Here is a 15,293-nt window from a genome sequence, read left to right on the forward strand (position 1 = left end):
GCTTTGAGTTTTATTTGGGAGGAATGGCGTAAAATATGATTAAAAAGACAAGACCGGCTGTTTTGTTGATTGTTTTAACCCTAATGGTTACTTTCAATTTTCCTGTGACCGCGGATGAACTGTCTGATGCCCTTAAGCAGCAGGAAAAGATTCTTAATCAGCAGAAAAACGCGGAAGGAAGCCTGAAGAGCCTGACAACTAAAGCTCAACAAATGGAGAAACAGATTCAGCAGCTGACAACCCAGATTTCTGATGCTGAAGTGGATCTGGATCAAAAAGAAAACGCCTATGCGAATGCCCAGGAAGAAGTAACGGCGATTCAAGCGGAAGTGACAGCCAAGCAGCAGGAACTGAAAGGAAGACAAGATACCCTGCGCAGTCGGGTACGCGCGATCTATGAAGAAGGTCAGGTAAACTATCTGGAAGTTCTATTCCAATCCACAGATTTATCCGACTTCATTTCCAGAGTAGAATATCTAAGCTGCCTAGTTGAAAATGATCAAACCATTTTAAGCGATATTCGCGTTCAGAAACAGGATTTAGATGAAAAAAAGGAACTTCTAGTCGCTAAAATGGATGAGGCGGAGAACTTAAAACAACAGGCGGAAGCAGCAAGGAATTATTTGGACAGCAGCAAGTCAAAAAAAGAAGTAGCACTCGCTGAGAATAAGGAGGATCAGGAAGCGCTGCTCGAACAAATTGATAAGCTGGAGAAGGACTCCAAAGCACTTGAGTCAAAAATTCGTGAATTGCAGAAGAATAACACCGGAGGAGTTACTGGGACAGTTAGTGTCTGGCCTGCTCCAGGATACAAGTATATTACCAGTACTTTCGGATACAGGGTTCATCCGATAACAAAACAGTATAAACTGCACACCGGCGTTGATATCGGTGCACCATACGGGGCGAAGATTGTAGCAGCAGGATCCGGTACGGTGATCTTTTCCGGTTGGTACGGCGCCTATGGAAATGCCATTATTATCGACCATGGTAATGGAATTTCAACGCTTTACGGCCATATGTCTTCAAGGGCAGTTGCAGTCAAGACAACAGTGGTAGCCGGCCAAACAATCGGTTATGTTGGATCAACAGGATGGAGTACCGGGGCTCACCTGCATTTTGAAGTGCGTAAAGACGGCACTCCGACGAACCCGATGGCCTATTTTTAATCAATTGGACTTAACTTGTACAAGTCTGCATATACTAACAAAGAATAAATGAGTTTGATAGGGAAGTGGACGTTTGTTCAACCGTTTGAATTGGAAAAAAGCTTTTATACAGGCCGCCGCAGTCGGCCTGATATTTTGTCTGGGGCTGGCACTTGTTGTTGGTGGATTTGTACTGGCCAATTATGATCACCTTGGAAGGCTTATGCGGGTGGTCTATCTTATTGACACCCAGTATTTAAATGGAACATCCCGTGCGGGACTCGTTGACGGGGCAATCGAAGGGATGGTCAGTTCGCTGGACCCGTATTCATCTTTCCAGGATGCCGAGGAAAACAAAGTGCTGATGAATTCGATCCAGGGTACCTTTGGGGGGATCGGTGTACATTTAAGTACGGCAGATCCGGAAAAATTAGTTGTTATGCGTCCGATCAAAGGTTCTCCAGCTGAAAGGGCAGGACTCGAAGCGGGAGATATTATCACCAAAATTGACGAGACCGATGTTTCCACGATCAGCCAAGATGAAGCAGTCGCGATTTTAAGAGGAGAGCCCGGGACCAAGGTGACGGTTAAAATTTACCGGCCGAAGACGAAGACAGAATTTACTGTAAGTCTTATCCGTGACTATATCAATGTTCCGACGGTTGAAGGGATCTCCCTGCCGGGAAGGCCTGATATCGGGCTGATTGATATCTCCAGTTTCAATATGAATACAGGAGATGAACTTGAGAAGGTTTTACAGAAGATGGATCTGACTAAATATAAGGGTTTAATTATTGATCTTCGTTATAATTACGGAGGAGAAGTCAATGCCGCAATTAAAGTAGCAAGTTTTTTGGTGCCGGAGGGGCCGATTGTTCACATCGTGAATAGAAACGCCGTCGTAGATACGAAAGAATCGACTGCTGAATATATCGATATGCCCATTGTCATTTTAACCAACGAATATACAGCCTCAGCAGCAGAAATTGTATCCGGGGCAGTCAAGGATTACGGAAGCGGGACTTTGGTTGGGACGAAGACGTATGGCAAGGGTGTCGTGCAGACGGTATTTACCCTTGATGGCAACACCAGCGTAAAGCTGACGACGGACAAATATTTGACACCGAAAAAAAATGATATTAATAAATTGGGAATCGAGCCCGATGTTGAAGTCGAACTTAAAGAAGGAGAAAAGCCTACCATCCTTCCCACCGAGCCTGTCTTCGACAGTCAGCTGAGCAAGGCGGTTGAAGCCCTGCTGCAGAAAATTCAGTAGGATAGAATAGGATACAGTATCTTTATTCAGCCAAATGGAAAACGTCAAAGGTGTTTTTCTCTAAACAGAATCCGCAGCGGAACGAATGATTAAACCCGTTCTGCTGCGGATTTATTTAACGAGCAATCTCATCCTAGTAATACATTCTTAAAATAAACATACACATAGAGAGTTAAAGCAGATCTGCTTATTATCCCTATGATCAGTCTGACACAGTTTCGCTGTGGGCGAAGCACGCCGGCTGTTCCATTTGCATAGAATATCTCACAGACATTATTGAACTGGAGGAATCATCATGGGGAATACAAGTGAGATTCGTCACTATTATATTGAGGCATTCACGCCTTACGGTTACGTATCACTGCTGCCGGAACTGCTGAAAGAAATTAAATATACATATCTTCTTACGGGCGGTCCGGGTACCGGAAAATCAACCATGATGAAGCTCATCGGCATTCAGCTAATTGACCGTGGAAATGATATTGATTATATCAGGTCGATTAGGGAAGCCGATTCAGTTGCCGGTCTGTATCTGCCCAAGCATAAAATATGCTTACTCGATAAGAATGAATTTAACTGGCAATCAAACTTTAGCGGTCCATACCACCGTGAAATTGATTTTTCTTCCTTCTGCCGCCAGAGCAGACTGGAAGAGTACAGTCCAAAAATCAGTCAGCTCGGAGCAAGTCTTGCTGACATTGAGCAGGACATCATTGCCCAGCTTGGAAAAGACTATGTGCCAAAAAAAGAAAAGGAATATGAGGAGGATGGGTCCGCCTGTCAAGACAAAACCAGGAACATGGACACTGTCCTGTCTTTGGCCTGGAAAGGCGATCAGCAAGGCGGCCAGCAAGGTGATGACTCGCCGCATATTGATGAGATCACGCGAATCCTTTCCAGAATAAAAGCAAACAATCTGTCGTTTTATTTTCTCCATAGCCTTCAATTAGAGGGGTGGCTAAATCTTGCTCCGAGATATATTCGGGATTTTGACCGGATTTGCCTGGACGGCGAAGAGTCAGCTCACCTTCTGCGGGTACTGCTCGAAGAGGTTAAATGCCTGGGGCAGGCCATGGAAATCATTGTTCATCCGCTAAAACCGTACACAATCATCGGTCTGCTCTTCCCGGAAAAGAACCTGGCTGTCTGGAAAGGCAATCCCTGCCGGATTGAAGAGCAGGGTTTCCGGATGGGTCACAGTACGGAGCTGATAGCTATTCTTGAACAATACAGAAAGAAGCGCCTCGAATTAAAAAATTTAATTAATGACTCCGTGAATTTCAGGGGATTGGACCATTTTCGCAGCGAGCTCCTGAGCAGTATTTTGACGGACCTCCATCAAGGATGAAAGAAAAATGCGGGAATAAGAACAAAATGATATAATAAATATACTGTCTTTGATGGAGGGATATTCTATGGAATTTCAACTGCGGGCTCCTTATAGTCTTTCCGGAGATCAGCCCCAGGCAGTGGACAAGCTTGCTGAAGGCGTCCTTGCCGGCAAAAAACACCAGACGCTGCTGGGGGTTACCGGATCAGGCAAAACATTTACGATGGCCAGCATTATCGAACGCGTTCAAAAGCCCACCCTGGTTCTGGCACATAACAAGACGCTGGCCGGACAGCTGTACTGCGAGTTTAAGGAATTTTTCCCAGAGAATGCGGTTGAATATTTTGTCAGTTACTATGATTATTATCAGCCGGAAGCTTATGTTCCATCCAATGACCTCTATATTGAAAAAGACGCTTCTATTAATGAGGAAATAGAAAAGCTGCGGCATTCGGCCACAGCAGCTTTGTTTGAAAGAAGAGATGTCATCGTTGTTGCCAGTGTTTCCTGCATCTATGGTATGGGATCCCCGGACGAGTACCGGGATATGGTTCTGTCTTTGCGGCAGGGCCAGGAAATAGAGCGCAATCAGATGCTGCGCAAGCTGGTTGAAATCCAGTACGATCGGAATGATACTGCCTTTTATCGCGGAACTTTCCGGGTAAGAGGGGATGTCGTCGAGGTATGTCCTGCTTCTACGGATGAAAAAGCAGTCCGGATCGAAATGTTCGGCGATGAAATTGAGCATCTTTACGAGGTGAATCTTCTGACCGGTGAAATCCTGGGAGAAAGAAAACATATCTCTATTTTTCCGAACTCCCACTATGTTACCGAACGTGATAAATTAATGCTTGCAGCTGAAAATATTGAGCAGGAGCTTGAAGAGCGTCTGGCATATTTCCGCTCCCGGGAAAAGCTGCTGGAGGCTCAGCGCATTGAACAGAGAACTCGCTACGATATTGAAATGCTCCGAGAGATGGGATATTGCAACGGTATTGAAAATTATTCCCGGCATCTTACGTTTCGGAAACCAGGGGAAACACCCTATACCCTGCTGCATTTTTTTTCGAATGATTTTTTAATGTTCATTGATGAATCGCATCAGACGCTGCCTCAGGTCAGAGGTATGTACGAAGGGGACCGCTCGCGGAAAAGTACACTGGTGGAACATGGTTTCCGTCTGCCTTCAGCCATAGATAACCGGCCGCTGCGTTTTCCTGAATTCGAAATGGTTGTACCTCAAAGGGTCTACGTCAGTGCGACCCCCGGACCATACGAGATGGAGCACTGCCGCGAGGTTGTCGAGCAGATTATCCGGCCTACAGGCCTGATTGATCCCGAAATCATTGTGAAGCCCACTCAGGGGCAGATTGATGACCTGATCGGCGAGATCCGTCAGCGGATTGTCAGGGACGAAAGAATCCTCGTGACAACGCTGACTAAGAGAATGGCCGAAGACCTGACCGACTATCTGAAACAGTTGAATATTAATGTCAGATATCTTCATTCTGATATCCAAACCCTTGAGAGGCTTGAAATCCTAAGAGAACTCCGTCTCGGAGAAATCGATGTGATTATCGGAATTAATCTTTTAAGGGAAGGACTTGATCTGCCTGAGGTATCCCTTGTGGCGATTCTTGATGCTGATAAGGAAGGGTTCTTAAGATCGGAAAGGTCTTTGATCCAGACTGTCGGCCGGGCGGCACGTAATGTCAACGGAAAAGTCATCATGTATGCGGACAATATGACGGAATCCATGAAAGCCGCGATTGGTGAGACCAACCGTCGCCGGGCGATCCAGGAAGAATATAACAGAACACATGGAATTATCCCACAGACCATTCACAAGCAGATTTATGAAGTGCCTGAAGCGACGAAAGTTGCGGAGAAAAAGACGGCCTATGGGGAAAAAGGCGTCAAGTTAACACCTGAGGAACAGGAGAAAACTATTCAGGTCCTGGAAGAAGAGATGCTTAAGGCTGCCAGAGAACTGGATTTTGAACGCGCAGCTGATTTGAGGGATGCGATTATTGAACTGAAAGGAGAGTATGCTGGTATGACAAGGAGCAGTCACTCTAAATCCGGCAAAAACTATCCTTCCGAGAAACAGAACAGATCACGTAAAAAAAGAGGGTAAATGAATGCGAACAAATGTTCCCTTTTTCTGTTTTTTGGTGTAAGATAAGATCGTGGCTATTAGTAAAGAATCATGTTGAAAAAGAAGAGAATTGAGCATTAGAATTCAAGTAGAAGAGTTAAGCAACAGAATCAAGTAAAAACATTGCCATATTATCTTTAGAAGCTATATGGAGGAAATGTATGACCCAGGATTATATCAAGGTTAGGGGCGCCCGTGTTCATAACCTCAAAAACGTTGATGTCGATATTCCGCGGGACAAGCTCGTCGTGATTACCGGCCTGTCCGGCTCAGGAAAATCATCTCTGGCTTTTGACACCATTTACGCTGAAGGGCAAAGACGTTATGTTGAATCTCTTTCAGCTTATGCCCGCCAGTTTCTGGGGCAGATGGACAAACCGGATGTCGATTATATTGAAGGGCTATCACCCGCAATCTCCATTGATCAGAAGACGACCAGCCGCAATCCGCGATCAACCGTAGGAACGGTAACGGAAATCTATGATTATCTCAGACTGCTTTATGCGAGGGTCGGTCATCCGCATTGTCCGAACTGCGGTAAAGAGATCAGCCAACAGACCGTCCAGCAGATGGTAGATCAATTACTGAGCTATCCGGAGAAAACCCGTCTGCAGATTCTAGCACCGGTGATCAAAGGAAAAAAAGGAGAGCACGTCCGGACACTCGAACAGGTCAGAAAAAGCGGCTACGTCCGGGTGAGGGTGGACGGAGAAATCAGAGATCTCAGTGAGGAAATACTTCTTGAAAAAAACAAAAAGCACTCCATTGATGTGGTTGTCGATAGAATCTCCCTGAAGCCCGACAGCACCGCCCGGCTTGCCGACTCAATCGAGACTGCGCTGAAGCTCGCCGAAGGCACGGTTCTGGTTGACATCGCGGGTCAGGAAGAGATTCTGTTCAGCGAAAATTTTGCGTGCCCGGACTGCGGAATCGCAATCGACGAGATTGCTCCAAGACTGTTTTCTTTCAACAGCCCATTCGGGGCCTGTCCGTCGTGTACCGGACTCGGGGCGAATCTGGAAGCAGATATTGATCTGATTATCTCCGACCGCAGCAAGTCGATCAATGAAGGTGCAATCGTGCCGTGGGCGAAATCGAGTTCGAGCTATTATCCTGCCCTGCTGCAGGGGCTAGCCGAAAAATTCGAGTTCAGTCTGGATTGCCCGGTGAAAGATCTGACACCGGAGCAGTGGCAGGCCCTGGTCTATGGCTCTGATTCACCGATAAAATTCAGTTACTACAATGTCTTTGATGAATTAAAATATTGGAAAGCGCCTTTTGAAGGACTGGTTCCGTATTTTAACCGCCGATATAAGGAATCGACCTCGGACTATGTCCGGAATGAAATAGAAGGTCTGATGACAGAACGGCCTTGCCCGGCTTGTCAGGGCAAGAGGCTGAAACCGGAAGCGCTGGCTGTAAAGATTAATCGTTTATCCATCTATGAGCTGACCCGGCTTACCGTGATGGAGTCCCTGGACTTTTTTAAAAAGATTGTTCTAAGTGAAAAGGAACAGATGATTGCGCGCCAGGTTTTAAAAGAGATCAGGGAAAGGCTTGGTTTTCTGGTTAATGTCGGGCTGGACTACCTGACGCTGGATCGTGCCGCCGGGACTCTTTCAGGCGGGGAAGCCCAGAGGATCCGTCTGGCCACGCAGATTGGATCGAGTCTCACCGGCGTGCTGTATGTGTTGGATGAGCCAAGCATCGGTCTGCACCAGCGCGATAACGCTAAACTGCTGGATACGTTGAAAAAACTGCGGGACTTGGGGAACACGCTTTTGGTCGTGGAACATGATGAGGATACGCTCTTGGAGGCCGACCATATCATTGATATCGGCCCTGGTGCCGGAGCTCATGGCGGGCATATTGTGGCGCAGGGAGATCTGGAAGCGATTAAGGCGTGTGAAGCTTCGATTACCGGGCAGTATCAGACCGGTCGTAAAAAGATTGAAGTCCCGGCTGAACGGCGCCGGCCGAACGGAAAATGGCTTGAAGTAGTTGGTGCAGCCCAGAACAACCTGAAACAGCTTCATGCCAAATTTCCATTGGGTGTGATGACTTGTGTAACAGGCGTGTCCGGATCGGGCAAAAGCACGCTGGTCAACGAAATATTATTCAAAGGGCTTCAGATGGAACTCAAAATTAGCAGCAAAGTCCGTCCCGGGGTTTACCAGGAGCTCAAAGGGCTGGAGTATGTCGACAAGGTTATTGACATTGACCAGTCTCCGATCGGGCGTACACCGCGATCCAATCCGGCCACGTACACCGGACTATTTGATTTTATCCGGGACCTCTTTTCCCAGACGCCGGAAGCGAAAATCAGAGGCTATAAACAAGGCCGGTTCAGCTTCAATGTCAAAGGCGGACGCTGTGAGGCGTGCCGGGGAGACGGAATCATAAAAATTGAAATGCATTTTCTTCCGGATGTCTATGTCCCGTGTGAGGTATGCCGCGGGCAACGTTACAACCGGGAGACCCTGGAGGTAAGCTTTAAAGGGAAAAATATTGCGGAGATCCTCGACATGACGGTTGCTGAAGCGGTCGAATTTTTCGGGGCTGTACCTCGGATTGCTCGGAAGCTGCAGACGCTGCAGGATGTTGGCTTAGGCTACATCAAGCTTGGGCAACCGGCTACGACCCTTTCCGGGGGAGAGGCCCAGCGTGTTAAGTTGGCTACGGAGCTCAGCCGCCGCAGTACGGGGAAAACGCTGTATATTCTGGATGAACCGACGACCGGCCTGCACGTCGCCGATGTGGATAAGCTATTGAAGGTTCTGCAGCGCCTCGTTGAGGCGGGCGATTCCGTTTTGATCATTGAGCATAATCTGGACGTGATTAAAACCGCCGATTATATCATCGACCTCGGTCCCGAAGGCGGCAGCCGGGGAGGCGAGATTGTGGCAGTCGGTACGCCAGAGGAAATTGCCGCGGTTCCGGCCTCGTATACAGGACAGTTTTTAGGAAAACATCTGGGAATTTAGGACAATGGGTTAAATTCATTGATTTTTACAAGCTGGTGTCGTTTTATACGATGTCAGCTTTTTTGATTTTTCGACATTGTCATTAATTGGTGTACTCCCCTTGTGGAAAAGTGTCGGCAAGGGGTAGACAATTGAAGGCGAATAGTATATATTATATGGTAAATGATTTTAAGGAATTGTTCTTATATTTTTTGGAGGGAAAGAGAAAATGCGGTCGAAAGTCAACATCAATGCGTTACAGAACAAAGTGAATTTAAGTGAAAAAATTACCATGCTTACGTGCTATGACTATCCAATGGCGCTTCTCGAAGAGAAGGCTGGTATCGATATTATACTTGTCGGAGATTCTATGGCGATGACCGTTCTAGGAGAAGAAACGACCCTGGGCATGGACCTGGATACGATGGTCACACATGCCAAGGCAGTCCGTAAAGGTGCACCCACGGCATACTTAGTCGGCGATATGCCTTACATGACCTATCAGATCAGCAAAAAAGAAGCTATTCGCAATGCAAGCCGTTTTATGGCAGAGGCTGGCTGCGATGCGGTCAAGCTGGAGGGCGGATCCAATATGGCGGATACTGTCGAAGCTATGGTCAAAGCGACCATTCCTGTGATGGGACATCTCGGCTTAACCCCGCAATCGATGGCTCAGTTAGGCGGATTCAAATCCCAGGGCCGTGATTGTGCAGGTGCCTTAAAGATTATTGAAGATGCTCGGATTCTTGAGGAAGCTGGTATCAGTCTGCTGCTGCTGGAAGCTATACCGCCTGAAGTCGGCAAAATTGTTGCGGAAAGAGCAAATATCCCGGTTATTGGGATCGGAGCAGGTCCGTATGTTCATGGACAGCTGATGATCGTCCACGATGCGCTGGGGTTCTTTGACGCTTTCACCCCCAAATTTGTCAAGAAGTATGTAAACCTGAATTCCATCATTTTGGATGCTTTGGAAAGCTACAAGAATGATGTAGTTGGGGAACAGTATCCAGAAGACGGTCATAATTATAACTTTATGAACGGAGAGCTGGATAAGCTTTTGAAGCAAATGTAAGAACATGTCTTTACAAATTAAAAACTGCTTTCTGAACGTTGGTGAAGGAAAGCAGTTTTTTAGTATGGAAGTATTCAAGTTAGCTTAAGGTAAAACCAAACTTTTGGTAGCACATGACAAAAAGGTTACACGAATTTTTGGACATTGCTTTCCCGGGCAAACCGGTAGACGGCAATCAGAAAGAAAGCCGCAGTGAAAGCAATCAAGATGGCAATATTCATTAGGATTTCCGTCATATTTCCACCGTCTTGTATTTTTTGGATCGCATCCAGCGCCCACCATTGCGGCATAAAGTGGGCAATTTTTTGCATGGTTTCCGGCATCAGGCTCACCGGCCAGAAACATCCTCCCAGCATGCAGGTTGGCGTCATGATTAGTGTAGAAAGCGTGCCTGCCATGTAGGACGAACTTGAAAACGCAGTTGTAATGAGTCCGATTCCGATAGAAACAAGGCCGAACAGCAGCAGGATCAGGAAAAGAAGAGGTGCGGGAACATAGGTCTCAATCCGGAACAGGGTTTGTAAAGCCAGGATGATGAAGAGTGTTTGAGCGGTAACGATAATTAGGCTGCTTAAAGAATTGGCGCTCAGATATTCCTTGGTTGAGACGGGACTTGCACAGATTCTGTGATAGGTACGGGATCGCTTTTCATTTAAGATAGCATGGGAAGTCAGCCCTGCACCGAGCATCACGAACATCAGCAGGAAGCCGAGGCTTGTCAGGGTAATACCCTTGCTGACACTCTCATCCTGAAGTTCAATGGCTGATACTTGGAGCGGATTACCGCTGTATTTCTGAAACAGCTCCCAGAAGGCCTTATGGTCGCCATTGGAAGCGGCAGCCAGGTCTTTCAGATTCTGGGTTTGCAGATTGAAGGACTGCTCCAGCCAGGCGGTTATATCTTTTCCTTTTAACGAAATAATTTCAATTGCCGCCGGAGAGCCGGCAATAATGCTTTTTTCATATCCGGCAGGGATGATGACGGCTGCAGCCAGGGTCTGATCGAATAGGCGGTTTTTTATCTCTGCTTCTCGAACGGGGTTAAGCGTATAGTTTCCCGCTTTAGCAGTTTTCTGTACGAGGTAACTTGAAAGTGCGGTTTGGTCTTGATCAATCACGCCAATTTGGACAGGTTGTGATTTGGCGCCGCTGTAGATTCCCAGGGAAAAGACAATGCCAAGTAGCGGCAGAAGCAGATAGACAATATAATTGCCTTTTTTTCTAAAGGTAACTCTTAAGGTGTTTTTGACTAAAAATAGAATGTTTCTCATTCAGACCGCCTCCTTTCTGGACAGGTATGCTGAGATCATCAGGAATGCCGCAGCAATAGCCAGGTTGATCAAAATAGCTGGAAGCATCGTTAGATAGTCCTGGTTATAGATCAATCTGAAAATGGCCTCATTCGTCCACTTCAGCGGTGACAGCGCCGTAATTGCAGCAAGTGGTCCCTGGAGTGAGGATAACGGAACATATCCTCCGCCAAAAAAAGCGATGATTGGAATTAGAATATTTAAACACGCAGCTCCAGTGCCGTCATTACGAATCAGGTAAGCAATCCCTGTCCCCAGACTGACGGCGAGGACAGCTTCGGAGAGAATGACCAACGCGACCGATAGCAGGTTTGTTCCCCAGTATACCTTAAAAACTACCGAACTGAACAATAGTACGACCGCTGTCTGAATGAGGGTTACAAGAAGCCCGCCAAGCGTTTTGCCTGCAAGTAATTCGATTTTGGTAACAGGACTGCAGAGTATCCGGTTGCCAGTTTTTAAATTTTGTTCATTTTTGACGGACCAGAATCCGGTCAGCGAAGCGTACAGTAAAAAGAGTGTCAGCATGGTTACGGCGTAGTAATCCAGGGAACTAGGTTCTCTTTTTTTGTCCAGAGACTCGGATTGGATGTAATCTTCTGCCGGACTAGCCATAATGCCTGCCAAAGCAGAAGGGTTTGTTTGGGCAATCAGCTTAAGGGCATCATATCTGGCTGCAAAAATTTCAAGGGAAGATTCTACGAGATTAGCTTCGAAACTAAAGCGCGCATTTTTATAGACACGAATTTCCTGAGGATCATCGGTCAACAGAACGAAACAGGAATACTGGGCATTTTTTATACTGTTTAGACCTTCCTCTATATTTGTTGTTTCGGTAAAGGTGATTTCCATCTGTTCTTGCAATGAATTTCGAAAAGACTGAAAACCGTCGGCAAGTTCCGAATCTTTTTGGACAGCATACAGAACGTGAATATTATTTAATTTGATATCGTTGGCAAAGACGCCGGAAAAGGCTGTACCCAGAATCGCAATTAAGACAATCGGGAAAAGGACCATCATGATATTCGCTTTAAAATCCCGGATATTCTGTTTAAATTCTTTGAAAATAATATAAATCATTCTCATAGCAGTCACCTAATCCCTTAAACTACGGCCGGTCAGAGACAGAAACACGGTTTCCAGGTCGGGTGTTCGGCTCTCAACACTTTTAATGGAGAACTTATTTTCGGTAAAGTAACCAATAATTTTGTCGAGGTTATGAACCTCTTTGGCTGTACTTATTTTTATCGTGTTTTCTTCAATGTCCATTTGGAGAACTCCGGGGATTTCTCTGATTTTGTTTTCATCGGCTTTGGAGATGGCGTCGCTAATAGTAATCCAGACGACATTGGCGTCGGTTAACAGCGCTTTCAACTCTTCTTTACTGCCCAGGGCGATCACTTTGCCGTGATCCATGATTGCGATCTTGGAACAGATTTCTTCGACCTCTTCCATGTAATGGCTGGTATAAATCATTGTACATCCCATCTGATTCAATTTCTTAACCGATTGTAGGATATGATTACGAGATTGCGGATCAATACCTACGGTAGGCTCATCCATGATCATCAATTTCGGTTTATGGGCAATTGCACAGGCAATATTTAGCCGTCTCTTCATGCCCCCGGAAAAGCTTTTGGGATAACTTTTGGCTTTATCGCTTAATCCGGTAAATTCGAGTGCCTCCAGTGCCGCTTCATTCAACTCGGTTCCCCGCAGACCGTAGAGGCCTGCAAAAAATTTGACATTCTCCAGTGCAGTCAGGTCTTCATAGATCGCAATATCCTGTGGAACAATGCCTGTATTTTTCTTAGAAAATGTTTTATTTCTTTGCGTATCTTTGTTTAAGATAGAGATGGTCCCTTTATCAATGGACAATAAGCCCATGATCATATTAATAGCAGTACTTTTACCTGCGCCATTCGGTCCCAAAAGCCCGAATATTTCTCCTTCTGCAATGCTGACATTCATATTATCCACAGCAATGACATCACCAAATTTTTTTGTGACATTCTCCATCACCAGAATGTTCATACAAAATCGCTCCTTCCATTCTCTGGTCTGTTCTTTAGTTTCATCATATATCATAATGAAAATCGGCTGGTGCAAAGTAACATTTGCTTATTACTTATTCTTTGCCTTCTTATATCCTAATAAAAAAAGGTGCCTTTCGTTAGTAGAAAAGGTCACCCATTCTGTATGACAAAAGTCATATTTTTGGCCAAGGGCTTGTTATCATCCTGGAATTCTTTGTGAAGATGCTTTATTGCCTGACGCCCGTCAAGTAGTAGATCGCAATCTGGGTCCGGTGTTCAAGACCGGTCTTATTCAGGATGGAGGTGATATAATTCTTGACAGTGCCTTCGGAAACAAAAAGCATTCTCGCAATCTCCCGGTTAGCCAGTCCTTTGGCAATCAGTTTGATGATATCCATTTCCCTTTCGGAGAAAAGGTCTTCAGCAATCTTGACTTTAGGACTTGTAACCAGTTCCTCCCGGATTTTTTCCATTACACTGTCCTGCATTACAATGCCGCCGTCATATACCATCTTGATAGCATCCATAATCCGGTCAGGAGAACTGTTTTTCAATAAATACCCTCTCGAACCGTTTTTTACAGCTGTCAGGATAAAGTCGTCGTCGTCAAAAGTGGTCAGGATCAGTGGCTTAACGGTCGTTTTTTCTGATATTTCCCTGGATGCCTGCAGGCCGTCCATGACCGGCATCCTGACATCCAGCAGGGCAATATCAACCTCCTGGGATTGGCAAGATTGGATGGCTTGCAGGCCATTTTCTGCACAGGCGCACACTTCAAAACGTTCATCGTTTTGGAGAATGATTTTAAGCCCTTCCCGGATCAGCATATCATCATCGGCAATCAGTACCTTAATTGGCATTTTCCGCTCCTTTCACGGGGAGCAAGGTAATGACGGAGAAACCACTAGAACCGTCCAAAATCAGTTTGCCTCCGTTGACTTCCGTTCTTTCCTCCATCCCTTTCAGCCCCAATCCTTTTTTGATGGCTACGGCGCCGACGCCATTATCTTTTATTTCAACCTTAATGAGTTTATGCATGATCTCGAGGTTTATTTTCACTTTGTCAGCGGATGAATATTTCAGCGTATTCGTCAATGCTTCCCGGACATTTTCCAGGATGATCCGCCATTGAGCATGCGTAATGCAGTTCAGATCACCCCGATAGTTCAAATGCGTTTTTATTTGGCTGTTATAAGCAACCTCATCTAGGATCACTTTCAAACGATTAATGCCTAGCTGTTCCGGAGCCGGTTTAATGGTCCTGAGTGTGGAGCGGATATCCTCCATGCCTTCTTTCAGAACATGGATGACATTGGCAATGATCTCCTGCGATCTGTTCTGGTCCTTCTCAATCACCAGGCGGGCAGCTTCGAGCTGAAACAGGCTTCCGGCAAGGACATGCCCAATTTTATCGTGAATATTCTGCGCGAGTGCATTCCTTTCTTCCAGCTGGGTCAAATACTTAACCTGGGTTTCATATTCGGAGCCGGTACGCAAACGGCCGTAAAGCGAATGATTTTTTCCCCTCAGATGATCGTTGTCCATGGTCAGGCTGGCAATGCGCAGCGAGGATTTAAGGGACAGCATATAGATTAAGGTGCTCAGGAGAACGATCAGCAGGTATCCGGGGAGCATATCCCCGGTGAGCAGGAAAAGAGGGATTGTTGCCGGAATCAGTGCAAATAACGGATTCTTCCCGTATTGGTGAAATAAGTCCAGAAGGTTTAGTGGTAAAAGAAAAATAAAGAGTTCAGAAGCATAGACGATAGATAGAATCAGAAAAACGCCAATCAAAAGAGTCAAAAATTTTTTGAGGGATTTCCTTGGGAAAATGATTTGAAGCATACTTGTGATTACATAAATAAGCAGCAGCAACAGCACCAGGGGCAGATTGGCCATCCCTGTCAGTATATAGCAAAAAATACTGTATAAAATGATGATTAACTTCGTCCCCAATAGCCAGCCAGTCATCAGGTTACCTCATGCAAACGGTTTCGTTA

At 45.9% G+C, this 15,293-nt stretch carries 11 protein-coding genes; 6 read left to right on the forward strand and 5 right to left on the reverse strand.

Annotated features, from left to right (window positions below; all coding sequences use genetic code 11):
- Nucleotides 1-35 precede the first annotated feature (35 nt).
- The 6 genes from A7K50_RS08530 (at nucleotide 36) to panB (ending at nucleotide 9,947) form a co-directional block, all read left to right on the forward strand.
- A complete protein-coding gene (locus A7K50_RS08530; RefSeq protein WP_020492027.1) occupies nucleotides 36-1,169 on the forward strand; it encodes a peptidoglycan DD-metalloendopeptidase family protein in 1,134 nt (377 codons plus the stop codon).
- A gap of 73 nt (nucleotides 1,170-1,242) precedes the next feature.
- On the forward strand, nucleotides 1,243-2,424 hold the full coding sequence (locus tag A7K50_RS08535) for a S41 family peptidase (protein ID WP_026156408.1): 1,182 nt from the start codon (nucleotides 1,243-1,245) through the stop codon (nucleotides 2,422-2,424).
- A gap of 295 nt (nucleotides 2,425-2,719) precedes the next feature.
- Nucleotides 2,720-3,772, forward strand: a complete 1,053-nt coding sequence (locus A7K50_RS08540; protein ID WP_119775557.1) for a hypothetical protein — start codon at nucleotides 2,720-2,722, stop codon at nucleotides 3,770-3,772.
- A gap of 67 nt (nucleotides 3,773-3,839) precedes the next feature.
- A complete protein-coding gene (gene uvrB, locus A7K50_RS08545; RefSeq protein WP_119775559.1) occupies nucleotides 3,840-5,891 on the forward strand; it encodes an excinuclease ABC subunit UvrB in 2,052 nt (683 codons plus the stop codon).
- Nucleotides 5,892-6,073: 182 nt separating this feature from the next.
- Entirely contained in the window at nucleotides 6,074-8,896 is a 2,823-nt protein-coding gene (gene uvrA, locus A7K50_RS08550; protein WP_119775561.1) for an excinuclease ABC subunit UvrA, read from the forward strand.
- 208 nt (nucleotides 8,897-9,104) lie between these two features.
- Nucleotides 9,105-9,947: a 3-methyl-2-oxobutanoate hydroxymethyltransferase gene (gene panB, locus A7K50_RS08555; RefSeq protein ID WP_119775563.1), complete on the forward strand. Its 843-nt coding sequence runs from the start codon at nucleotides 9,105-9,107 to the stop codon at nucleotides 9,945-9,947.
- Nucleotides 9,948-10,072: 125 nt separating this feature from the next.
- On the opposite strand, the gene A7K50_RS08560 is transcribed toward panB, so the two are convergent.
- From A7K50_RS08560 to A7K50_RS08580, 5 genes are all read right to left on the reverse strand, one after another.
- Nucleotides 10,073-11,218, reverse strand: coding sequence for an ABC transporter permease (locus tag A7K50_RS08560; protein ID WP_119775565.1), 1,146 nt, complete (start codon nucleotides 11,216-11,218; stop codon nucleotides 10,073-10,075).
- Nucleotides 11,219-12,343: an ABC transporter permease gene (locus A7K50_RS08565; protein WP_119775567.1), complete on the reverse strand. Its 1,125-nt coding sequence runs from the start codon at nucleotides 12,341-12,343 to the stop codon at nucleotides 11,219-11,221. It lies immediately after the preceding gene.
- Nucleotides 12,344-12,352: 9 nt separating this feature from the next.
- Nucleotides 12,353-13,291: an ABC transporter ATP-binding protein gene (locus A7K50_RS08570; RefSeq protein ID WP_119775569.1), complete on the reverse strand. Its 939-nt coding sequence runs from the start codon at nucleotides 13,289-13,291 to the stop codon at nucleotides 12,353-12,355.
- A 229-nt stretch (nucleotides 13,292-13,520) separates the two neighbouring features.
- Nucleotides 13,521-14,153, reverse strand: coding sequence for a response regulator transcription factor (locus tag A7K50_RS08575; protein WP_119775571.1), 633 nt, complete (start codon nucleotides 14,151-14,153; stop codon nucleotides 13,521-13,523).
- Nucleotides 14,143-15,264 (reverse strand): histidine kinase, encoded by a 1,122-nt coding sequence (locus A7K50_RS08580; protein ID WP_119775572.1) that lies wholly within the window; start codon nucleotides 15,262-15,264, stop codon nucleotides 14,143-14,145. Before A7K50_RS08580 ends, A7K50_RS08575 begins: the two co-directional genes overlap by 11 nt.
- Nucleotides 15,265-15,293 lie beyond the last annotated feature (29 nt).

The organism is Dehalobacter sp. MCB1, assembly GCF_003590275.1.
GTDB lineage: Bacteria > Bacillota > Desulfitobacteriia > Desulfitobacteriales > Syntrophobotulaceae > Dehalobacter.